The sequence below is a fragment of the Bacillota bacterium genome, from assembly GCA_030019365.1.
In the GTDB taxonomy this organism is placed as follows: domain Bacteria; phylum Bacillota; class Sulfobacillia; order JACIYH01; family JACIYH01; genus JACIYH01.
This window is the reverse complement of sequence record JASEFA010000002.1, coordinates 1-22118: the sequence shown is the minus strand read 5'-3', so window position 1 is coordinate 22118 and position 22118 is coordinate 1. Positions and strand designations below refer to the sequence as shown.

The 22118-nt window shown below is 68.0% G+C and carries 21 protein-coding genes; 19 read left to right on the top strand and 2 right to left on the bottom strand.

Translation table 11 applies throughout. The features are described 5' to 3' along the window. Positions 1–17 precede the first annotated feature (17 nt). The 19 genes from QME70_03520 to trpA all read left to right on the top strand — a co-directional run bounded on the left by QME70_03520 (position 18) and on the right by trpA (position 19470). On the top strand, positions 18–1598 hold the full coding sequence (locus tag QME70_03520; GenBank protein ID MDI6893678.1) for an ABC transporter substrate-binding protein: 1581 nt from the start codon (positions 18–20) through the stop codon (positions 1596–1598). A gap of 105 nt (positions 1599–1703) precedes the next feature. Next, a complete protein-coding gene (locus QME70_03515; protein ID MDI6893677.1) occupies positions 1704–2624 on the top strand; it encodes an ABC transporter permease in 921 nt (306 codons plus the stop codon). Between the two features lies 1 nt (position 2625). Then, positions 2626–3453 carry an ABC transporter permease gene (locus tag QME70_03510; protein MDI6893676.1) on the top strand — a complete coding sequence of 276 codons (828 nt, stop codon included), beginning with the start codon at positions 2626–2628 and terminating at the stop codon, positions 3451–3453. Positions 3454–3529: 76 nt separating this feature from the next. After that, positions 3530–5272, top strand: a complete 1743-nt coding sequence (locus QME70_03505; protein ID MDI6893675.1) for an amidohydrolase family protein — start codon at positions 3530–3532, stop codon at positions 5270–5272. 40 nt (positions 5273–5312) lie between these two features. Next, positions 5313–6146, top strand: coding sequence for a M55 family metallopeptidase (locus tag QME70_03500; GenBank protein ID MDI6893674.1), 834 nt, complete (start codon positions 5313–5315; stop codon positions 6144–6146). Positions 6147–6242: 96 nt separating this feature from the next. After that, positions 6243–6731, top strand: coding sequence for a BlaI/MecI/CopY family transcriptional regulator (locus tag QME70_03495; protein MDI6893673.1), 489 nt, complete (start codon positions 6243–6245; stop codon positions 6729–6731). After that, positions 6728–7687 (top strand): M56 family metallopeptidase, encoded by a 960-nt coding sequence (locus QME70_03490; GenBank protein ID MDI6893672.1) that lies wholly within the window; start codon positions 6728–6730, stop codon positions 7685–7687. Before QME70_03495 ends, QME70_03490 begins: the two co-directional genes overlap by 4 nt. 50 nt (positions 7688–7737) lie before the next feature. After that, positions 7738–8358, top strand: a complete 621-nt coding sequence (locus QME70_03485; GenBank protein ID MDI6893671.1) for a Fe-S-containing protein — start codon at positions 7738–7740, stop codon at positions 8356–8358. Positions 8359–8375: 17 nt separating this feature from the next. Beyond that, positions 8376–8879 carry a hypothetical protein gene (locus tag QME70_03480; GenBank protein MDI6893670.1) on the top strand — a complete coding sequence of 168 codons (504 nt, stop codon included), beginning with the start codon at positions 8376–8378 and terminating at the stop codon, positions 8877–8879. A 156-nt stretch (positions 8880–9035) separates the two neighbouring features. Next, positions 9036–10271, top strand: coding sequence for an ABC transporter permease (locus QME70_03475; protein MDI6893669.1), 1236 nt, complete (start codon positions 9036–9038; stop codon positions 10269–10271). A gap of 29 nt (positions 10272–10300) precedes the next feature. Further along, the gene (locus tag QME70_03470; GenBank protein ID MDI6893668.1) at positions 10301–11056 is read left to right on the top strand and encodes an ABC transporter ATP-binding protein; all 756 of its coding nucleotides are present in this window, start codon (positions 10301–10303) and stop codon (positions 11054–11056) included. Next, positions 11053–12195: an ABC transporter permease gene (locus QME70_03465; GenBank protein MDI6893667.1), complete on the top strand. Its 1143-nt coding sequence runs from the start codon at positions 11053–11055 to the stop codon at positions 12193–12195. The genes QME70_03470 and QME70_03465 overlap by 4 nt, the downstream gene beginning before the upstream one ends. Before the next feature lie 555 nt (positions 12196–12750). Further along, entirely contained in the window at positions 12751–14325 is a 1575-nt protein-coding gene (gene trpE, locus QME70_03460; GenBank protein MDI6893666.1) for an anthranilate synthase component I, read from the top strand. A gap of 6 nt (positions 14326–14331) precedes the next feature. Then, the gene (locus QME70_03455) at positions 14332–14928 is read left to right on the top strand and encodes an aminodeoxychorismate/anthranilate synthase component II (GenBank protein MDI6893665.1); all 597 of its coding nucleotides are present in this window, start codon (positions 14332–14334) and stop codon (positions 14926–14928) included. Continuing rightward, a complete protein-coding gene (trpD, locus tag QME70_03450) occupies positions 14928–15965 on the top strand; it encodes an anthranilate phosphoribosyltransferase (protein ID MDI6893664.1) in 1038 nt (345 codons plus the stop codon). The genes QME70_03455 and trpD overlap by 1 nt, the downstream gene beginning before the upstream one ends. Next, entirely contained in the window at positions 15962–16795 is an 834-nt protein-coding gene (trpC, locus tag QME70_03445) for an indole-3-glycerol phosphate synthase TrpC (GenBank protein MDI6893663.1), read from the top strand. The genes trpD and trpC overlap by 4 nt, the downstream gene beginning before the upstream one ends. 6 nt (positions 16796–16801) lie before the next feature. Beyond that, a complete protein-coding gene (locus QME70_03440) occupies positions 16802–17482 on the top strand; it encodes a phosphoribosylanthranilate isomerase (GenBank protein MDI6893662.1) in 681 nt (226 codons plus the stop codon). Next, positions 17457–18671 carry a tryptophan synthase subunit beta gene (trpB, locus tag QME70_03435; protein MDI6893661.1) on the top strand — a complete coding sequence of 405 codons (1215 nt, stop codon included), beginning with the start codon at positions 17457–17459 and terminating at the stop codon, positions 18669–18671. Before QME70_03440 ends, trpB begins: the two co-directional genes overlap by 26 nt. Then, the gene (trpA, locus tag QME70_03430) at positions 18661–19470 is read left to right on the top strand and encodes a tryptophan synthase subunit alpha (protein MDI6893660.1); all 810 of its coding nucleotides are present in this window, start codon (positions 18661–18663) and stop codon (positions 19468–19470) included. The genes trpB and trpA overlap by 11 nt, the downstream gene beginning before the upstream one ends. Positions 19471–19665: 195 nt before the next feature. Here the strand turns inward: trpA and QME70_03425 are convergent, their stop codons facing one another. After that, positions 19666–20229, bottom strand: a complete 564-nt coding sequence (locus QME70_03425) for a biotin transporter BioY (protein MDI6893659.1) — start codon at positions 20227–20229, stop codon at positions 19666–19668. Positions 20230–20561: 332 nt separating this feature from the next. Next, complete coding sequence (locus tag QME70_03420; protein ID MDI6893658.1) at positions 20562–21479, bottom strand: DMT family transporter; 918 nt, start codon at positions 21477–21479, stop codon at positions 20562–20564. Positions 21480–22118: the final 639 nt, after the last annotated feature.

Genomic DNA, 22118 nt, shown 5'->3' with positions numbered 1-22118 from the left:
AGGAGGACACAACGCAGATGAAGAGGGTTGCCATGGTTGCGCTGGTGGCGGCGCTGGCAGTCGGCCTGGTGCTGGCCGGTTGTGGCGGCCAGCCGGCGCAACAGCAGAAGGTGCTCAGGGTGGGCATCGTCAACGACCCTGCCACCTTCGATATCGATCGCACCACCTGGATTGAGGACCCGTTCATGGTGCTTTACGACTACGGTTTGGTGTCGATGGATTTCGACGGCAAGTTCGTACCCAACATGGCTGAGTCGTGGGACGTGTCGCCTGACGGCAAGGTGATCACGTTCAAGCTCAAGCCCGGCCTGAAGTTCCAGGACGGCACCAAGCTGGACGCCGAGGCGGTGAAGTTCCGCCTGGAGCGCATGCGGGACGACCCCAAGGGGCTCAACCGGGAGATGGTCGGTTCCATCAGCGACATCAAGGTGCTGGACGAACGCACCGTGCAGCTTACCTGCTCCCAGGTGGACGTCTCCCTGTGGACCACCTTCGCTCTGACCTTCGCCTCCTTCATGTCTCCCACAGCCATCAAGAAACAGGGGGAGGACTACGGCCAGCATCCGGTGGGGGCGGGACCCTTCAAGTTCGTCTCTCACACCCGCGGGTCGGAGATCGTCTTCGAGAAGAATCCCGACTACGGGTGGGCTCCCCCGTTCGCGAAGAACCAGGGTGCTCCCAAGGTGGATAAGCTGGTGTTCCGGATCATACCGGACGAGGCCACCCGCATCCTGGAGCTCGAGAAGGGCAACATCGACCTCTTGCTCACCGTTCCCCCGCAGCAGGTAGCCAAGCTCAAGCAGGACAAGGATATCCAGCTGGTGGAATTCCCCGAGAACGGCATCCGCTACCTGGGCTTCAACTGCCAGAAGTGGCCCTTCGATGACGTGAAGGTGCGCCAGGCCATGAACCTGGCCATTAACCGGGACGAGATCGCCCAGGTGGGCTATGACGGGCTGGCCACTCCCGTCTACACCGCTCTGCCTCACCACCTGCCCGGCCACTCCAAGACCCTGGAGGAACAGGCGAAGACCGAATATGGCTACAATCCCGCGCGGGCGAAGCAGGTGCTGGCCGAAGACGGCTGGAAGGACAGCAACGGGGACGGCATCGTAGAGAAGGACGGCAAGGCCCTGGAGTTCTCGCTGTGGATCACCAACGACCCCGTGGACCAGAGGGCAGCTCAGCTCATCCAGAAGCAGGTCGCCGCCGCGGGCGGCAAGGTGAACATCCAGGTAATGGAGGACGCCGCCATCCGGGACGGCACGCCCAAAGGCTTGCACCAGTCCATCCTGTGGATGTACGGGTGGACCGACCCCGATATCCTGTACTTCCTGTTCCACAAGGACAGCGGGCGCGTGCGCATGCACTGGGGTACGGACGAGCTGGACGACCTGCTGATGAAGGGACGCACCACGGTGGATCCCGCCCAGCGCGCCCAGTACTACGAGCAGGCCCAGAACCTGATCCTGGACGGCGCCCCCTGGGTGCCCCTGGTGGTGCGGAAGGGCTTCGTGGCGGCCCGCACCTCGGTGAAGGACCTGCGCTACAACCCCTTCGTGGGCATCCTGTACAACGACATCTCCATCGAGAAATGAGACTGCATCCGGCTGGGGCTCCGGCCGGGGCGGGCGGGGGCGTCCTGAGGCGTCCCCGTCACTGCGGCCGGAGCCCCTCCCCGGGGCGGGGGAGGTAGAACGGGTCTGCGTTACCAGTACGTCGCCCGGCGTCTCTGGCAGGGATTCCTGGTCCTGGTCGGCATATCCATAGTGGTGTTCTTGATGATCCACATGGTGCCGGGTGACCCGGTGCAACGGATGCTGGGCGAGCGGGCTACTCCTGAGGCTGTTGCTGCCCTGCGCCACGGACTGGGCCTGGATCTTCCCCTACACCTGCAGCTGGCCCGGTTCTTCCTTCATCTCGGCCACGGGGACCTGGGTCGTTCGCTCCTCACCGGGATCCCGGTGGCCCGGGAACTGCTCCAGCGATACCGGGTCACCATGCAGCTGGCCATCTATGCTCTGCTCATCGAGACCGTGCTGGGGGTGACGGCGGGCATCCTGGCGGCGGTGCGCCGGGGCAGCGCCCTCGACTACCTCACCACCTCGGTGGCGGTGCTGGGGATGTCCCTGCCCTCGTTCTGGCTGGCGCTGGCCCTCATGTGGCTGTTCGGCTTCCTGCTGGGATGGTTCCCCATCAGCGGGTATGGGGGACCGTATCACCTGGTGCTTCCGGCATTCACGCTGGGCATCCTCTCGGCCGCCTACATCGCCCGGGTTACCCGCTCCAGCCTGCTGGAGGTTCTGGGGCAGGATTACGTGCGCACCGCCCGCTCCAAGGGTCTGTCCGAGCGGGCGGTGCTGTACCGGCATGCCCTCAAGAACGTCCTCATCCCGGTGGTGACCATGGTGGGGCTGGATCTGGGGTACCTGCTGGGAGGTGCCATCGTGACCGAGACGGTGTTCGCCCTGCCCGGCGTCGGCTCCTACGTGGTGCAGGGTATCCTCACCCGTGACTTCCCGGTGGTGCAGGGAGGGGTACTGGTGGTGGCGGCCACCTTCGTGCTGGTGAACCTGGTGGTAGATCTCCTCTACGGGGCCCTGGATCCCCGGGTGAAGGCCTGACATGCGCAGGCTGCGACGCATCGCCGGGCACAACAGAGGGATGATCGCGGGCGCACTCATGGTGCTGGCGGTGGTGGCGTGCGCCATCCTGGCCCCTCACATTGCCCCCTACGGACCGGTCGACATGCGCGTGGAGCAGCGTCTTCAGCCTCCTTCCCTGGAGCACCTGTGCGGGACCGACGAGTTCGGCCGGGACGTGTTCAGCCGCATCGTGTGGGGCTCACGCATTTCCCTCACCATGGGCCTTGCGGCCACCGTGCTCACCGTGCTGCTGGGCACGCTGGCCGGGGTTCTCTGGGGCTATTTCCCCGGCCTGGGCACCTTCATCGCGCGGGTGGTCGACCTCTGGCTGGCCTTCCCCACCATGCTCTTTGCCATCGTCATCGTGGCCGTACTGGGGCCGTCCCTCCGCAACGCCATGCTGGCGGTGGTGCTTTCCATGGTGCCCGGGTTCGCCCGGGTGGTGCACAGCGCCGTTCTCCCCCTGCGGGAGAAAGAGTTCGTGGAAGCAGCCTCGGCGGCCGGTGCCGCCAGCCCGCGCATCCTGGGGCGGCACGTCCTGCCCAACATAGGGAGCACCATCATCGTGCTGGCCACCCTCCACTTTGCCAGCGCCATCCTGATGGGGGCGGCGCTTTCCTTCCTGGGGCTGGGTGCCCAGCCTCCCCAGCCGGAGTGGGGGGCCATGATCAACGCGGGCAGGCAGTGGCTGGGCCTGGCCTGGTGGCTGTATATCTTCCCCGGCATCGCCATCGTGGTGGCGGTGCTGGGTATCAACCTGTTCGGGGATGGGCTGCGCGACCTGCTCGACCCCCGCCTGAAAGTGTGATCGGCCTGCGGTGGCCGGGACGGGCCTTGCCCCCGGTAGCTCGGGCGATGACAGGAACGGTATGGGAGGAGAGAGTATGAGCCGTTTCGACCTCATCGTTTCTGACGGCCTGGTGGTAGACGGAACCGGCAGCCCGGGATTCCGGGGATGGGTGGGGTTGCGGGGTGACCGCATCGCCGCGGTAGGCCCGCCGCCCCTGCCCGAGGGAGTGGAGGCCGCCCGGGTGCTGGATGCGGCCGGGCTGGTGGTTTCTCCCGGCTTCATCGACATCCACTCCCACGGGGACGAGACCCTGCTCCTCTACCCCGGTGCCCCCAGTGCGGTGCGACAGGGCATCACCACCTTCGCGGGGGGCAACTGCGGCTTTTCGCCCGCCCCGTTGGGCGACCAGTGGGTGCTCTCGTTCTGGGAGTTCGACTGGTGGCACGAGGTGGCCCCCTATAAGTATTACGAGCCCACCATGCGACCGCTGGAAGCGGTGCGCCGCAAGGCGGCCGAGAAACACGACCTGGACATCGACTGGCGCTCCTTCGGGGACTTCCTGGCCCGGGTGGAGGCGGCCCGCCCGGCCGTGAACTACGTCCCCCTGGTGGGGCACAATGCCCTGCGCACCATCGTGATGGGCACCGACTACGCTCGGCCCGCCCGGCCCGAGGAAATCTCCGCCATGCGCGATCTCCTCCGGCGGGCCCTGGAGGAGGGAGCCCGGGGCATGTCCACCGGCCTGGACTACGAACCCGGTGGGTACGCGGAGACCTCCGAAATCGTAGAACTGGCCCGGGTGCTGCCCGGGTTCGGGGGCATATATGCCACGCACTGGCGGCGGACGGGCATCCGCAAGGGGACTCCCGAGCCCGCCCTGGCGCGGGGGCTGAAGGAGGCGGTGGAAATCGGACGCCAGGCGGGGGTGAGGGTGCAGGTTTCCCACCTGCTTCCGGCATACCGGATCTTCCCCGATCCGCCTGCCTCTCTGCTGAAGGCGGCGGCCGAGGCCACCCTGGAGATACTGGACGAAGGACTCCGCCAGGGGGTGGACGTGTCCTTTGACGTCATCCCCAACGTGGACGGAGGAGTGGTGATCGCCCCCTATCTGGTGTCGCTGCTTTCGCCCTGGCTGCGCGATGCCGGTTCCCCCGAGCGCCTGGGGGATCTCCTGGCTGCCCCGGACTACCAGGCGGAGGTGCGCGAGTTCGTCGAGGCGGGGAAGTGGTACTCCCTCAACCCGCGCGGGGATCCCCGCTGGGCGGAGGCCGTCGTGATCCTGCGGTGCGAGGATACCTCTCTGGAGAGGAGGAGCCTGGCGGCCATCGCCCGCGAGGGGACGGGCGACTCCCTGGCCACCCTGTTCGACCTGGTGCAGCGGTATCCGCGTACCCGGGCGCGCATGGGGATGCTGGGCCGGGAGGAAGCCCTCCCCGTATTCTTCAGCCACCCCCGCTCCATGGCCTGCAGCGACAGCTTCATCTTCGACGACCGCTGGGAGGTCCGTCATCCCCCGTATTTCCTGCCTCACCCCAATACGTACGGGGTGTTCCCCAGGTACCTGCGCCGTTACGCGGGACCTTCGCTGGAAGAGGGGGTCGCCCGCATCACCTCCCGCCCCGCCCGCGCCCTGGGCCTGGATGACCGGGGTGTGATCCGGGAAGGCGCATATGCCGACCTGGTGGCCTTCGACCCCGCCACCGTGGACGAAGGGGGCGACTACCTGGAGCCCCGGCGCTACCCGAAGGGGATCAGGTGGGTGCTGGTGAATGGTCAGGTGGTGGTGGAGGAGGGCGGGCAGCGTGATGCTCGTCCCGGCCGGGTCCTCGCCCGGTGAGAGCGCCTGGCCCGCCGACTGTGTGAAGGAGGTTCTCGGGATGAAAGTCTACATCTCCGCGGACATGGAGGGCGCTACGGGAGTGGTGGTGCGTCCCCACACCGACAGCTCCCATGCCGAGTACCAGCGCATGCGTAAGCTGCTCACCGGCGACGTCAACGCTGCCGTCGAAGGGGCCTGCCAGGCGGGCGTCACCGAGGTGGTGGTCAACGACGCCCACGGGAACATGATCAACATCCTGATCGAGGAACTCGACCCCCGGGCGCGGCTGGTCGCGGGCGTGAACAAGCAACTCCTGCAGATGGAGGGAATCGACGATTCCTTCGCCTGTGCCTTCCTGGTGGCATACCATTCCCGCGAAGGCACCGACGGCGGCGTCCTCAATCACACCCTGCTCGGCCGCCTGGTCAACGAAGTGAGACTCAACGGCCAGCCCGTAGGTGAGACGGCCATCAGTGCCGGCATCGCCGGCGCTTTTGGCGTTCCCGTGGTGCTGGTCACCGGTGACGAAGCGGTCTGCCGGGAGGCCAGCTCCCTGCTGGGGGATATCGAGGTGGTGCCGGTGAAGACGGGGATCGACCGGCTCAGCGGCGCCAGCCTGCCTCCCGCCCGCACGCGGGAACTCATTCGCGATGCCGCTGCCCGGGCGGTGGCGGGCCGGGGCACGGTCAGACCCTTCGTGGTGAGCGGGCAGGTGGAGTTCCAGGTGGATTTCAAGACCTCGGCGGCGGTCACCAGCGCCACCCTGTTCCCGCAGGTGAAGAAGGCCTCCGCCAAGACCGTAGCCGTGTCCGCCCCCACCTACCTGGAGGCATTCCGCATGCTCTGGGGCACCCTTCTGCTGGGGATGGCCGGCTCCGAGGGCTCCCTGTAGCACCCGGCTTGCGGGACTGCGGTGGGTGAGTGGTCAGCAACTACGATTGACTGTAGTAGATGCGGAGTGTATAATGCACCCGCAGGGGGTGGGAGGATGGCGGGGGACATTCCCTTCGAGTTTCGTCCCCGGGAAACGGGGCTGACCAAGGTCCTGGGAGACCTGGAGACCGACGTCATGGAAGTAACCTGGCGCCTGCGCCGGGTCACCGTGCGGGACGTGCATCGGCATCTCGCCGGCAGGCGGCCCCTCGCCTACACCACTGTGATGACCACCATGACCCGCCTGGCGCAGAAGGGTCTCCTGGAGAGAGAGCAGGAACGGAACTACTACGTTTACCGGCCCGCCCTGAGCAGGGAGGAGTTCAGGGATAAGGTGGCCAGGACGGTGCTGGACGGCCTGTTGGAAGAGTTCGCCCGGCCGGTCCTGTCCCACCTGGTAGAAAGGCTCGGTACCGAGGATGAAGCCAGGTTGAGGGAGCTGGAAGAGGTCATCAGGCGGCGGCGCTCAGCAGAGCCCGGGTCGCCACGGTCGAGCCAGGGAGCGGCGGAACCGCGAGGGTCGGAGGAACAGACGCGAGGATGAGCTACCTGCACCCGTTCATTGTTTACGCTTTCTTCGGGATCCTCGTGGGCACGGCCCTGGCCGCGCTGGTGACGAGGCTACCGGGGCTGTCCTCTGGTGTCCGGCGCGGGGCGTGGTGGGCTCCTCTGGCGGTGCCCTTCGTCCTGTACGCTGCCTCCTGGACGTGGCGCTGGCGGGTCGAGTGCTGGGTCCCGGTGTTGGGAGGGCACCGGTCCGCAGGCGTCTTCCTGGGCTGGTTGTGCTGGGCGGGCACCGTGCTCGCTCAGTTGCTGGCGCCCTTATTCGCGGTGTTCCTGGTGGCGGGGCTGGGCAAGGCCATCGCGGGAGCGGTACTGATTGGCCGCCTCTGGCACCGTTTCGGGCCCGAGCCCGATGAGAGCAGGGTGGCCCTGGCGCTGAGGGCTGTGGCCGAGGGCATGGGCATGAGGCCGCCGGCGGTGATGGTGGTACCGCGTCCCGTCTCGCAGGCGTTCACCGCAGGCATCCTCCGGCCGGTGGTGGTGCTTTCCCGGCCCCTGGCGGACGGGCTCGACGATGAAGAGCTGGAGGCGGTGCTGGCCCATGAGCTGGCTCACGTGAGGGCCGGCGACCACTGGAAGAAGTGGTTGGCCGCCACGCTGCGGGACATCCTGTTGTTCACCGGGTTCTCTCCTCTGGTGTCCCGACGGCTGCAGGCCGAGACGGAAGTGATGGCCGACGCCGTATCTGCCCGCGTCACCGGCAGGCCCCTGGCCCTGGCAGCCGCCCTCCTCAAGAGCTACCGGCTGGGTGCTGCCGGAGGCTGGTGGCAGCTGGCCCTGGACAACTTCACGCCTCTCACGGGCGCCGGAGAGGTGCAACGTAGGGCCGAGCGGTTGCTGGGGGGACTATCGCCCGTGGAGGAAGGCAGCAGGGCGCGCTGGGTCGTGCTGGCCGTGTGGCTGCTCACGGGAGCGATTCTGGTCCCGCTGTGCTGACGGTCTCTTTTATGCCCCAATCTACTACGCGCTGTAGGAGGGTGGCACAGGTGAGCACGAACGCCGACAAGAAGGCCAGGGTGTTGGGTGGTCCAGGCGGGCAGCGCCGCCGGTTCCCTGCCATCTCCGTGCTCGGGGGGGCGGCGGCGCTGGTGGGGATCCTGCTGGCGGGTATCCTCATGGCGGGTAACCGGGATACCCCCGGCCGGGCAGCCCAGGGAGAGTCCTACCGGCTTGCGCCCCGGAGGTACGACCCGGGCGTGAGCACTGGGCAGACGGAGATCGTGCCGGAGTTCCGCGACGGCAAGATATACGTTGACCTGCCAACCGTCGAGGAGAAGGGGATGGTGTGGTTCAAGATTCCGGACCAGCCCGTCAGGTTGCCCAACGGGAGCAGCTTCGACTACCTCCCCGTAACCGTGTTCGTGGCTCCATCGGGCCGGGTGGTGGCGGCGGTTTCCTTCTGTGAGCCCTGCAGCGGTACCAGTTTCCACATCCGGGGAGACCGCCTGGTGTGCAACGTCTGCGGTACCCAGTGGCGACTGGAGGATCTCAAAGGAGTGTCCGGAGGGTGCCTGCTGTTCCCGCCTGATCAAGTCAACTACCGGGTGGATGGCGGCAGACTTATCCTCGATGAACAGGAGCTGCGATCCTGGAAACCCAGGATCTAGAAAGGAGAGGGACGGGGATGCCAGGAGGCTACCTTACCGGGCGGCGGGCCGGACCGGTGCTCATTGTCGCACTGGTCCTCGCGGTGGCGCTAATGGTGGGGTTCCGTAGTTGGGGCGGGGTGGCGGCAGCCGGGCTGCGCGGCGTCGCTGCCGCATATGGAGGTGCCTTTGCGCCTCTGGTCCGGGGGACGGGTGCAGGTGACGCCGCACCCTCCGCCGGACCGGGCGGGGGCGGTTTCTGGGGCCGCGGGGGGACGGGTTTCGGGTGCTGCGCCGGTGGGCCGGGCGGTTGCGGCTTCTGGGGTCGGAGCGGGGCCGCCTGGGCCGGCGGGTCCGGGCCGGATCTGAAGGCCCTGGAGCAGGCTGCCCTGGAGGTGTACCGCGAGCAAACGGGGGACACGGGACCGGTCCGGGTGCAGGTGAGAGATTTCGGCTGTCACCTGCAGGCCGACGTTTACAAGGACGGGCGGCTGGTCGAGAGCTACATTTACCGCTACGGCCAGTGGCAGGAGATCGACTAGCCGTTGCTACGGCGGGCGGCTGCAGCTCTCCTCGCCGTGCTACGGCCGGTGGCAGGAGATCTGCCGCCCACGGTGCGGCGGGTGGCAGGAGATCTCGCGCCCGGGGCTGCCAGCCCGGCACAAGCGGGCAGGGCCGGCGGGTAGGAGGTGGGGTGGTTGAGCCTGGCTGATATCGCCTGGGGCAACCTGCGTCGCACCGCGGGGAGGGCGGCCTTCCTGGTCCTGGTCATAGCGGTGGGCGTGGCCACGGTGACGGCTATGTTCGCCCTTACGGGAGCCATGCGAAGGGCGGTCGGGGACGCGTTTGACCGGATAGGGGCCAACATCCTGGTCCTTCCCCGGGCCGGGAGGCGGTTCAGCTACGCCGGAGTTGCCCTGCCCGCCGCGGCGGTCAGGGAGCAGTACCTGGTGGAAGGCAGCACGGAGGCGGTGCGTTCCATCAGAAACCGGGACAGCATCGCGGTGGTGGCACCCAAGCTCCTGGCCGTGGTCCGGAGCCCCGAGGGACCGGCCCTGGCCGTGGGCGTGCGCTTTGGGGCCGAGCTGCGGCTGAAGAAGTGGTGGAGGATAAGGGTGGTTCGCGCGATGCCCGGCAGCCAGGCTCCCTCCGCCGGCCATACTCCCGATCGGGACGCGGGCTACGCTCCTGCCTATCCCGTGCTGTCCCTGGCTCCGGACCAGGTGTTGCTGGGGGCGCGGGTGGCGGAGCGGTGGCAAAAGGACGTGGGTGACACCGTCTATCTGGCGGGCCGGGCGTTCCGGGTCGCAGGGGTGATCGATCCCGTGGGCTCCGACGAAGACCGGGCGGTCTGGATGGACCTGGGGGTCCTGCAGGAACTCAGCGGCAGAGCGGGCCGGGTCAGCCTCCTCGAGGTGGCCGCCCTGTGTAACAGCTGCCCCATTGACGAGATCGTGAGGCAGGTTGCGGAGAAGATTCCGGACGCGCAGGTGAGTGCCATCAAGGAGGCAGTGGCGGCCCGCCGCGCAGTGGTGGACCGCTTCGGCCGTCTCGCCCTGGCGCTGGCCGCGACCGCAGCAGGACTCGGTTTTCTGGCGGTGGCCCTGGCGGTGCTGGGCGCGGCGAAGGAGAGAACCAGGCAAATCGGCATCATGCGCGCCCTGGGTTTTGGGCAGCGTCAGGTGCTGGCTCTCTTCTACCTGGAAGCGGGGTTGGTCGGTCTGGCGGGAGGGGCTACGGGTGCCGTTCTGGGTGGCGCGGTGGCCCGTCTCATGGGACCGTCCCTGGCCTGGGTGAACCAGCCGGTCTCCGCGAGTCCCCTGCTCCTGGCAGGGGGAGTGGTGGGTGCGGTGGTGATGGCCCTGCTGGCGTGCACTGTACCCGCCTGGCAGGGCGCCCGTGTGGATCCGGTAAGAGCGTTACGCTTCCTGTGAGAAGAGCGCAGGCAGGGGGTATGGGCGGCATGAGCATGATGCGAGCGCACAACCTGACCGGGGTGGACGTCCTGACGCGGGCGGAAAGCCTGACCGGGGTGGAGAGCCTGATCCGGGCGGAGAACCTGCGCAAGGAGTATCCCAGCGGGGACGGGCCCGTGGTCGCCCTCGGCCATGTCTCGCTGGAGGTCAGGCCGGGGGAGTTCGTGGGGGTGACGGGGCCGTCGGGTTCCGGCAAGAGCACTCTCCTCGGAGTCCTCGGCGGTCTCAACCCGCCTACATCCGGGCGCCTGGTGGTCGATGGTATGGACATTTACCGGCTACATCCGGAAAGGCTGGCCCGCTTCCGCAACGAGTACGTGGGCTTCGTCTTCCAGGAGTTTCAACTCATCCCCTATCTCACCGCCTTGCAGAACGTGATGCTCCCCCTGGTGGCGGGGGCCGTGCCCCGGAAGCGCCAGCGGGAGATTGCGGAGGAGGCTCTGGCCAGGGTGGGACTGGTCGACAGGCGTCACCGCCTGCCCCATCAACTGTCCGGGGGCGAGCAGCAGCGGGTGGCCATTGCCCGGGCCGTCGTCAACGGGCCGGCCGTGGTGCTGGCCGACGAACCAACCGGCGCCCTCGACTCGCGCACGGGGGCCCAGGTCCTGGATCTCTTTGCGGCGCTGAACGGAGACGGCGTATCCGTCGTGATGGTGACCCATAATCCGGAGAACCTGCGTTACGCCGGCAGGGTCCTTTCCATGCGAGATGGTGCCCTGGCCGGGGGGACGGGGTCGCCATGACCCGAACCGCTCTCGCCCTATGTCATCTGCGACGCCGGCCGGGCCTGAGCCTGCTCTTACTCCTGGGCCTGGCGGCCGGCGTGGCCACGGTGGTGGGGCTCCTGGCCATCACTCGCACCATGGAGGGCGAGCTGGGGGAAGAGTTGCATGCCGGTGCCCTCAGGGTGGTGATTTCGGCCCCGCGCCAGGAATGGGACTTCACTTACGCGGGCTTCCCGGTGGGACCGGGCCTCAGCTACCGGGCGGAGGACCTCCCCACCGACACTGTTGCCAGGGTGGAGCAGGCGGGCGGCATCGATGTGGTGGCTCCCAAGCTGCTGGAACTGATACCGGGACCGGCGGGCGATGAGACCCTGGCCGTGGGTGTCGACTGGGAAGCGGAGCGGAGGATGAGAACTTACTGGCAGGTCCGGGGGAGATATCCCGAACGGGAGGACGAGATCCTGCTGGGCTCCCATCTGGCCGATCTGTGGGGAACGGGCCCTGGAGGGCACGTCCGGCTGTCTGGCAGGGCCTATTGGGTGGCGGGAGTCCTGGAGGAGACGGGCAAGGAAGAGGACGGCGTCCTTTTCCTTTCGCTGGCCGAATTACGCCGTCGCGTGAGCCGGCCCGCGGGCCTGACTTTCGTGGAACTACGGTCCGCCCCCGGGGCGGACCCGGTGGCCCGCCTGAAGGCGCTCCTGCCAGGCGTAGAGATTACTCCCATACGCACTGAGGGAGAGGCTCGCCTGGCCATCCTCGGGCAGATCAGATCGATGGTGCCGCTGGTGGCGGTCCTGGCCGCCATGACAGGCTGTCTGCTGGTGGGTGCCACGGAGGCTGCCAGTGTGCGAGACCGGACCAGGGAAGTGGGGGTCCTGCGGACCCTGGGGTACGGGCAGCGGGATGTGTTGGAGATCATCCTGGTTGAGGTGCTGATGCTGGGGAGCGGGGCGGCCGTGGTGGGTTACGGAGCCGGGATATCCCTTGCCCGCCTGCTGCTTCCCGCATTGGACCCGGCGTCGCCACCGGTGGGCTGGCATCCCCTCCTGGGGCTTCTGGCCTGGCTGGGGACCCTCGCCGTGGCCGTCGCCAGCGCCTGTTTCCCTGCCCGGCACGCGTCCCGCATCGATCCCGTGCGCGCGCTGCGCTTCCTGTGAGGCAGTCGGCCGCCGTCGGGGCAGGTTCTCCCTGGCAGGTGCTACCCTTGGACAGGTCAGAGCGCCGACCCAGCGTGCTTGACAGACGGTGTTCTGGCCGCTAAAGTATGAGTCAAGCAAGAGGCGAAGAAGGGGAGGAGTACCCGCACCAGTCGCCGCCCAGAGAGCCGGGGTGAGGTGAGAGCCCGGCCGGAGCCGATGCGGGGAATGGGCCCCGGAGCCGCCGCCCCAACGAGGCCGTGCCTCCAGTATGGGTGGCCGGATTTCCCCCGTTAGCGGGAAGCGGTATCGGCTGCCTGGCAGCCCGTACCGGCAGAGTGGGGATTCCTCACTTGGGTGGCACCGCGGAACGACCTTTCGCCCCAGGGCGAAAGGTTTTTTGTTTCGCGGGCCGGGGGACCCCAGTTGGGTGGTACCACGGGGGAAAGGCCCTCGTCCCAGCGGCGGGGGCCCTTTGCTTTGTGGGACGGGCTGTTGGGTCGTGCAATCGGGGTGCCTCGGGGTCGGCGGCGTTCCCGGGTAGCAGATGGAGGGCAGTACTGGGGAGGTGGGAGTGTGGCGAGGCCGTCGCGGGAAGAGTTCGTGCGACTGGCACGCGGGGCGGATGGCGAGGCGGGGGAGGTGGTGATTCCGGTATGGGAGGAGGTGGTGGCGGATGTGGAAACCCCGGTGTCGGCGCTGCTAAAGCTGGCCCGGCACAGGCCCGTCTTCTTGCTGGAAAGCGCCGAAGGGGGCGAGCATGTGGGACGTTACTCGTTCCTGGGACTGGACCCTTTCTGGGAGGTGAGGGGCGAGGGCGACACGGTGACGATTCGGCACCGGGGCGGCGAGGAGTGCCTGAGCGGGGACCCGGTGGCTGTCCTGCGCTCCCGCATGGCCCGCTACCGGCTGCGGGTGGTGGGAATCCTGCCGCGGTTTTGCGGGGGAGCGGTGGGCTATGTTTCGTACGAATGGGTCCACCGGCTGGAGAAGCTGCCCCGGCCGCGTGGGGGGAGCGCGGGGTGGCCGGAAGCGGTGTTCGTGATGGCGGAAGTGGTGGTGGTATTCGACCACCTGCGCCACACCCTGGGGATCGTCGTCAACGCCCTTCCCGGTGATGACGCCGAGTCGTGTTACCGCAGGGCAAGGGCGCGCATTGAGGAGATCAAAGGCGACCTGGCCCGCCCTCTGGAAGGCGGCGTCCTGGCCAGTCCGGTGACGGCGGGCGGCCCCGGTACTTCGTTTCGCAGCAACCTGAGCCGGGAGGAATTCTGCCAGGCGGTGCGCCGGGCCAAGGAGTACATCCGGGCGGGGGAAATCTTCCAGGTAGTGCTTTCCCAGCGCCTGGAGGCTCCCCTCCACTCAAGCCCCCTTTCCGTTTACCGGGTGCTGCGGGCCGTCAACCCTTCCCCTTACATGTTCTTCCTCGACCTGGGGGACATGCAGCTGGCGGGGGCGTCACCGGAGATGCTGGTGCGGGTGGAGGATGGCTGGGTGGAAACTCGTCCCATCGCGGGGACGCGCCTGCGGGGCCGGGATGCTGTCGAGGACGAGGTGCTGGCGCGGGAGTTGCTGTCCGACCCCAAAGAGCGGGCGGAGCACGTCATGCTGGTGGACCTGGGCCGCAACGACGTGGGCCGGGTGTCGCAGCCCGGCACGGTGCGGGTCACCGAGTTCATGACGGTCGAGCGGTACTCTCACGTGATGCACATCGTCTCCGCCGTGCGGGGGAAGCTGTGTCCCGATGCCGACGCTTTCTCTGCGCTGGCGAGTTGCTTCCCCGCGGGCACGCTCACGGGAGCGCCCAAGGTCCGGGCCATGGAAATCATCAGCGACTTGGAGCCGGTCGAGCGCGGCCCCTACGGCGGTGCCGTGGGGTATTTCGCTTTTTCCGGGAACGCGGACATGTGCATCACCATTCGCACGGTCCAGATGCGCAGGGGCAGGGTGGTGGTGCAGGCCGGTGCCGGCATCGTGGCGGATTCCGACCCTGACCGTGAGTATGAGGAGACTCTGGCCAAGGCGCGGGCCCTGCTTCTGGCGGTGGAGGCGGCCGGTGGGTCGGGTGTGCCCGCGAGGGCTTTTGCTGACGGATCTCGCCCCGCAGGGGGGAGGCACGTCTCTGGGGCGCTGAAACGGGGAGGGAGGTGAGGGGGCTTGGTGGTGATCCTGGACAACTACGATTCGTTTACCTACAACCTGGTGCAGTATCTGGCCGAGCTGGGGGCCGAGGTGACGGTGTATCGGAACGACGCCGTCGATGTGCAGACCCTGGCCGGGATGCGCCCGGAGGCCGTCGTGATATCGCCCGGCCCGGGCCGGCCGGAGGAAGCGGGCATAAGCATTGCGCTGGTGCGGGCCCTGGGGGCGCGCGTCCCCCTCCTGGGGGTGTGCCTGGGCCATCAGGCCGTGGCGGTAGCATACGGGGGGAAGGTGTGCCGGGCTCCGGAGCCCGTCCACGGGAAGGTCTCCGCCATCTGGCACCGGGGGGACGGCCTGTACACGGGCCTTCCCGTACCCTTTGAGGCCGCCAGGTACCATTCGTTGATCGTGGACCGATCGGGGCTGCCCCCTGATCTGGAAGTCACCGCCTGGACGCAGGACGGACTGGTCATGGGGATCAGGCACCGCCTGTACCCGGTGGAAGGGGTGCAGTTTCATCCCGAATCGGTGCTCACAGGGCCCGGGAAAACCATCCTGGCCAACTTTCTGGGACGGCCCGGGATGGCGGCGAGCGCGAGGGGGATGCAATGATGCTGCAAGAGGCGCTGCATAGGGTAGTCGAAGGGGTTTCCCTTTCCGCTGGGGAAGCGGAGGCGGCCATGCGCGAGATCATGGAGGGCCGCGCGACGGAAGCTCAGATCGGGGCGTACCTGACTGCGCTGCGCATGAAAGGGGAAACGGCGGACGAGATCGCCGGGTCAGCGCGGGCCATGCGGGCGCTGGCGACCCCGGTGGTGTGCCGGCACCCGCGGCTGGTGGACACCTGTGGCACGGGGGGCGACGGGAGGGGGAGCTTCAACATATCCACGGCCGCCGCACTGGTGGTGGCGGGGGCGGGCCAGCCCGTGGCCAAGCACGGCAACCGGGGCGTTTCCAGCCGGTCCGGGAGCGCCGACGTGCTGGAAGCGCTGGGTGTCAGGATAGACCTCGATCCGGGCCAGATGGCGTACTGCCTGGACGAGGTGGGAATCGCGTTCCTGTATGCTCCCCGGCTCCACGCGGCCATGAGGTTTGCCGCCCGTCCCCGCAGGGAGCTGGGGATGCGCACGATCTTCAATCTGCTGGGACCGCTGACCAATCCGGCCGGGGCCCGCCGGCAGTTGCTAGGCGTATACGATGCCTCCCTGGTCGGGCTGGTGGCCCGCGTGCTGGCCCTCGTGGGCACCGAGCATGCCCTGGTGGTGCACGGTGATGGCTTCGACGAGCTGACCACCACCGGTCCCAATCTGGTGGCGGAGGTGACACCGCGGGGCGTGCGCGTGGATGAGGTGGACGCCAGGGACCTGGGTCTTCCGCGGGCGGGCCGCGGGGACCTGGTTGGAGGTACCCCGCAGGACAACGCCGAGATGATCGTGGCCCTGCTTTCGGGAGAGAGGGGGCCGCGCCGGGACGTGGTGGTGCTCAACGGGGGTGCTGCCCTCTACGCGAGCGGTCAGGCGGGCAGCCTGCGGGAGGGAATCTCTCTCGCCGCCCGGGCCATCGATACCGGCCGGGCGATGGCCACCCTGGGTGCCCTGCAGCGCTTCACGGCGGAAGCGGCCGATGGGGCCGCGGGTGGGGAGCCATGAACGGGGGAGGGTTTCTCGATCTGCTGGTGGCGGCGGCCCGGCAAGATGTGGAAGTCAGGAGAGCGCGCGTGCCCCTGCCCGCCATCAGGGATCTGGCCGAGCGTTCGCGGGACCTGAGCGAGCGCTGCCGGGATCGCCCCCGGGGGTTCAGGCAGGCCCTGCTGGCGGGTCCCTCCGGGTGGGTGAGCATCATCGCCGAGATCAAGCGGGCTTCGCCCTCCCGGGGGGTGCTCATGGGCGGGACGGTCCGGCCCGTCGATCTCGCCCTCGTCTACGAGAGAAACGGGGCCCGCGCCCTGTCCGTTGTCACCGAGAGCCGCTTCTTCCGGGGGGATCCCGAGGAATTGCCCCGGGTGAGAAAGGCAGTCGGGTTGCCGGTGCTGCGGAAGGATTTCGTAATCGACGAGTACCAGGTGTACGAGACGGCAGCCCTGGGGGCTGACGCCATCCTGCTGATCGCCGCAGTGCTCCCGCCGCCGAATCTGGGGGATGTGCACGCGCTGGCCCGGGAGCTGGGTCTGGACGTGCTGGTGGAGGTGCACGACGAGGCCGAGCTGGAAGCGGCCCTCGCTGCGGGTGCGGAGCTGGTGGGCATCAACAACCGCGACCTCCGTACCTTCCGGACCGACCTGGCCGTGACCGAGCGACTGGCTCCCCTGTGCCCGCCCGGGGTCACCGTGGTGGGCGAAAGCGGCGTGCGGGACCGTGGTGACGTCGAACGGCTGGCCCGGGTGGGAGCCAGGGCGGTGCTGGTGGGGGAAGCGTTGCTCACCACACCCGACCCGGGGGGCCGGTTGCGCTCGTTTGCTGGTGCGGGTACCGGGAGGTGAGAGAACGTGAGGGTATTCGTGAAGATATGCGGGCTGACCCGGCCCGAAGAGGTGGCGTGGGCAGCGGAAGCCGGTGCCGACGGGGTGGGCTTGGTGTTCCACCCGGCCAGCCGGCGGGCGGTGACGGTGGAGCGCGCCCGGCGGCTGGCGGCTGAGGCACCGCCCGGAGTCATCAGGGTGGGCGTGGTGGCGGGCCCGTCCCTGGAGGAATTGCTTACCCTGGTGGATGGAGTTCCTCTGGACGCGGTGCAGTGGCACGGTCCCTACCGGGAGGCGGTGATGGAGGAGCTGCGGCGGCTGCGGCCCCGGGTAAAGATGGTGGTGGCGGCGGCGCTTTCCGGCGGGAAAGACGGTTACCGGGACGCCCTGCGCCTGGCCGGCCTGGCCGACTACCTGCTCCTGGACACTCTGGTCGGGCGGGGAGGGACGGGAGTGCCCTGGGATTGGGACCTGGCCACAGGCCTGGCGTTACCCTTGCCGGTGATCGTGGCTGGGGGCCTGACCCCGGAAAACGTGGGCACCGCGCTGGAGCGGGTGCGCCCCGCCGGGGTGGATGTGTCCAGCGGGGTGGAGTCGGCGGGCGTCAAGGAGCGGGGCAAGATGCACCGGTTCGTGCAGGCGGTGCGGCAGTGGGAGCAGCGCTTCAGGGGAGGTGTTCGGGATGGCAGTGTACCCGTGGCCCGATGAGCGGGGCCGGTTCGGGGAGTTCGGGGGCCGGTTCGTGCCGGAGACCCTCATGGCCGCCCTCGAGGAGCTGGAACGGGCATACCGGCGCGCCCGGGGCGATGCCGCCTTCGGGGCGGAGTTCCGGTACTACCTGGAGAGGTACGTGGGCAGGCCCACGCCCCTGTACCCGGCGCGCCGGCTTGCGGAGCATCTGGGGCGGGGAAGGGTGTACCTGAAGCGGGAAGACCTGGCCCACACGGGGGCCCACAAGATCAACAATGCTCTGGGGCAGGTCCTGCTGGCCAGGTGGATGGGCAAGCGGCGCATCATCGCCGAGACCGGGGCGGGCCAGCACGGGGTGGCCACGGCCGCCGCTGCCGCCCTCCTCGGGCTGGAGTGCCACGTCTATATGGGGGAAGAAGACATGCGCCGGCAAGAGCTCAACGTCTTCCGCATGCGCCTGCTGGGTTCTGAAGTGGTACCGGTGGGCACGGGCAGCCGCACCCTCAAGGACGCCATCAACGAGGCCATCCGTGACTGGGTGACCAACGTGGAAACCACGCACTACGTGATCGGCTCCGTGGTGGGGCCCCACCCTTACCCCGCCATGGTGCGGGACTTCCAGTCCGTCATAGGTCAGGAGGTGCGGGAGCAGGTCGTGGCCCTGGAGGGCAGGCTTCCCGAGTATCTGGTGGCGTGCGTGGGGGGCGGCAGCAACGCCATGGGCCTGTTCCACCCCTTCTACTCCGATGACGTGCGCATGGTGGGGGTGGAGGCGGCGGGGGAGGGGATCGAGACGGGGAGGCACGGCGCCAGCCTCACCGCGGGGTCGCGGGGGGTGCTGCACGGGTCCTACAGCTACCTGCTTCAGGATGAAGACGGCCAGGTGCGCGAAGCCCACTCGGTTTCGGCCGGGCTCGACTACCCCGGGGTGGGACCCGAGCACGCCTTCTTCAAGGCGACGGGAAGGGCGGAGTACGTGGCAGTCACCGACGGGGAGGCCCTGCAGGGATTCGAGCTGCTGAGCCGGCTCGAGGGGATTATCCCGGCCCTGGAAAGTGCTCACGCCGTGGCCTACCTGGAGAAGCTGGCCGGGCGCCTCGAGCCCGACGACGTGGTGGTGGTCTGCCTGTCCGGCCGGGGGGACAAAGACGTGCCCATGGTGCTGGAGAGCTACCGCCGGCAGGGAGGTGGGCAGGGTGCGCGATAACGCGCTGGTGGAGCGGATGAGGAGCCGGGTCGCTGCCGGTGGTAAGGCGCTGGCCGCCTACTTCACCGCGGGTGACCCTGACCTGGAGACGACGGTGCGGGTGGTGGGGGCCGCTGCGGCGGCCGGGGCGGATTGCGTCGAGATCGGCATCCCGTACTCCGACCCCCTGGCCGACGGCCGCGTGATCCAGGCGGCGGCCGTTCGTTCCCTGCGGGCCGGGTTCCGCCTGCGGGACACCTGGGAAATCGCCCGCCGGGTGAGGGGAAGTGGAACACCCCTGGCGGTGATGACATACTTCAACCCGGTGCTGCAATACGGGCTCGACAAGTTCTGTCGCGACGCCGCTTCCGCGGGGATAGCGGGGTTGCTGGTGCCCGACCTGCCCCCCGAGGAGGCAGCGGATCTCGGGCAGGCGGCGCGGGGCCATGGAGTGGCGCTGGTCCCCTTCGTGGCTCCCACCAGTCCCGATGAGCGGATGAAAATGGCCGTGGAGGCCGGCGACGGTTTCGTCTACTGCATCTCCGTCACCGGCGTAACCGGGGCGAGGGATTCAGTTTCGGCCCGGGCCCGGGATCTGGTGGGTCGCGTGCGGGTGTATACCTCGCTCCCCGTGCTGGTCGGTTTCGGGATTTCGTCGCCGGACCAGGCCCGCGAGGTGGCGGGCTGGGCGGATGGGGTGGTCGTGGGGAGCGCCCTGGTACAGCGCGTGGCCGCGGCTTCTTCCCCGGAAGAGGCGGCCTCTTCGGTCCACGGCTTCGTGGCCGCACTGCGAGAGGCACTACCGCTGGCGGCGCCGTGATTCTGTGGGCCGGGGGCGGTCCAGGAGCCCCACTTCCACCCCAAGGTGCCCGCCGGGCTGCAGCCGCGCGTGTGACCGGCGTGCCCCACATCATGGAGCTCGACGCGGAAGAATCGGCGAGACTGCTTGCCGGGAGGGCCACGGGCGAGGGCGGAGAGGTTCGGCACGTGGCCAGCTGATGCTGGCATACCTTCGTCAGCGACGCCCGCTGGACCGGCTCGGGAGCAGGTGGGCCGCCTCAAGAGAACGCCGTACCGGCACGGCCACCCCGGCGGCAATTGCGAGCTTTGCCAGGTCCAGGGGGAGGAAGGGAAGAACTCCCGCCCCCAGGGCCTTGGCCGGGGGAAGGTGCAACACCAGGGCCAGCTGGGTGACACCGGCCCCGTAGGTAACCAGCAGGCAGAGGGCCATCGCGGCGGCGGTGGTGAGGTACCCCGGTCGCTCTCGCCTCTCCAGGACCCTGCCCGAGGCGTAGGTGCCGAGGACGAATCCAGCCAGGTAGCCGCCGGATGGCCCCAAGAGGACCCCCGGGCCCGCCCGGCCCTGGGCAAACACAGGCAGGCCGAAGGCCCCCAGCAGGACGTAGACAAGCACCGAGAAGCTGCCCAGGCGGCTACCCAGAACCGCACCGGCCAGGAATACCCCGCACATCTGCCCGGTGACGGGGACGGGGGAGAAGGGAATGGGGATGGCAAGCCGGGCCAGAGCGGACAGCACGGCGGCGAAGAGTGCGGCCAGTATCAGCGGCCTTACTTTCATGGTCACTACCTCCGGATCGAGTATCTGCGAGGCCCCGGTCTGCTGAGTTCCCGGCCCGCAGCTGTTTTCCCTGCCCGAGTGTCTTCAGGGATGACCTTTGAGGAGATCCAGGAGGAGTACGGATTGGAGCGGGAGGAGGTTCTCGCTATACTCGCGCATGCTGCCAGGGTGGTGGGTCAGGAACAGGTGCGGGTGACCGCATGATGCGTCTCCTGGTAGATGAGGACCTGCCCCGTTCGGCGGCGCTGACTCTGAGGCAGGCCGCTGTCATTCTGAGATGAGAGTTGTGCGAACCGGCAACGGGTGCTGCATTGGCTGAACGAGGACCGGGTTTAACGGGCGAGGCCCAGCAAGACGACTCCCAGGCAGATGGCCGCCCCGGCTGCCCAACGGTGAGCGCTGATCGGTTCTTTCAGCACCAAGCGCCCGAGCAGCATCGAGAACAAGACGCTGCTCTCGCGTAGAGGGGCCACATAGGAAAGCTGGGAAGCCCGCATGGCGAACAGCACGAGCAGGTAAGTGAAGAGCATGAAAAAGCCCGCAGCGACTGCCCGGGTTCCGTTGCGGTTCCATTCGGAAACCAGTCCCTCTCGCCAGCTTCTTCCTCCTACCGCCGCACACCGCTGCTGACCGAGGGAGACAAACAGGATGATGACTGCGGCAAAGGCCATCGCCAGGTACACGTAGGCGAAGGGATGGCTGACGGACACGCCCACCTTGTCCACCAGGCTGTAGGTGGCGATCGACACCCCGGTACCCAGTGCCCACCATAGCCCAGGGATGCCTTGTGGTCGCCGCCTGCTCGCCCCGGGCACGGAACGAAGATGGCCATCCACATGTTCGGACACCCAAAGGACACCCATCCCGACCAGGACCGCTGCTATGCCGGTCCACCCCGTGGCATCCGGCCTCTCCCCCAATATTGCGGTGCCCCCCAGGGCTGCCAGCGCGGCGCCCGACCCCCGTGCCACGGGATAAGCGAGGGATAGATGAGCACGGCTGTACGATATCGACAGCAGGGTAAAGTACAACCCGTGGACCGCACCACTGCCCACCACACATAGCCAGGCTTTGCGGGTAAAGCCTCCCAGGTCGTGTACGATCAGGAAACCAGGCAGGTACAGGACCACCGTGGCCGTGAGCATGATGATGGTGAAGGCCATACCCCCGCGTGCGGTCTTGAGCAACATGTTCCAGGCCGCGTGCAAGAAAGCGGCAATCAAGACTACCAGGAACCAGCCCGAGCTCACGGCGGCATCCTCCTTCGTAGATTCAGGCCTGGGACTCGGGCGGGAAATTGCCCGGAAGAAGAGCCTGTTGCCGAAGCCGGCGAGCGGGCGGCAACCAAGAGCGGCCCTCCCGAAGCCGGTTCCTTGACCTTGATGCCCCGGCTGACGAGGTAGTTCTCGACGGCATCCAGGGTCAGGGAGGTGTTTCTTTGCCAGTTCGAGGTGGTCCTTCACGTCGGTGGGGCTGGTGCCGGTGATCCGGTGCGTGACCGTTCTGGCAGGTGAGAGCGGTTGCCGCATCCTGTCAAGGACCTGTGGCCGCCCTCCGCCGGTTGGTCTTTGGTTCGTACTGTTCTTCTTTTGCGACGTGCACGAGGGAAGGGGCCTGGTGACCACTGCCCGGCACCGTGTCGGCAGAAGGCGTCCACTTTCATGCCTCCCTTGAGGCGCTTAACCTGGCGTTCGCTGAGGCCGAGGAGTTGAGCCGCTTGAGCGATCGTGAGTTTACCCTGGAGCACCTGCTCCATCACGTAGAGCCTTCTCGCTTCCTTCCCTTTCAAGAAAATGTCTCCTCTCATGGGTGACATTTTCTCAGTCCGCTTAGACCGGCCTTCGACAGTTTGTAGGAAGGCATGAGGTGTAGATTGGCTTCGCTGAAGG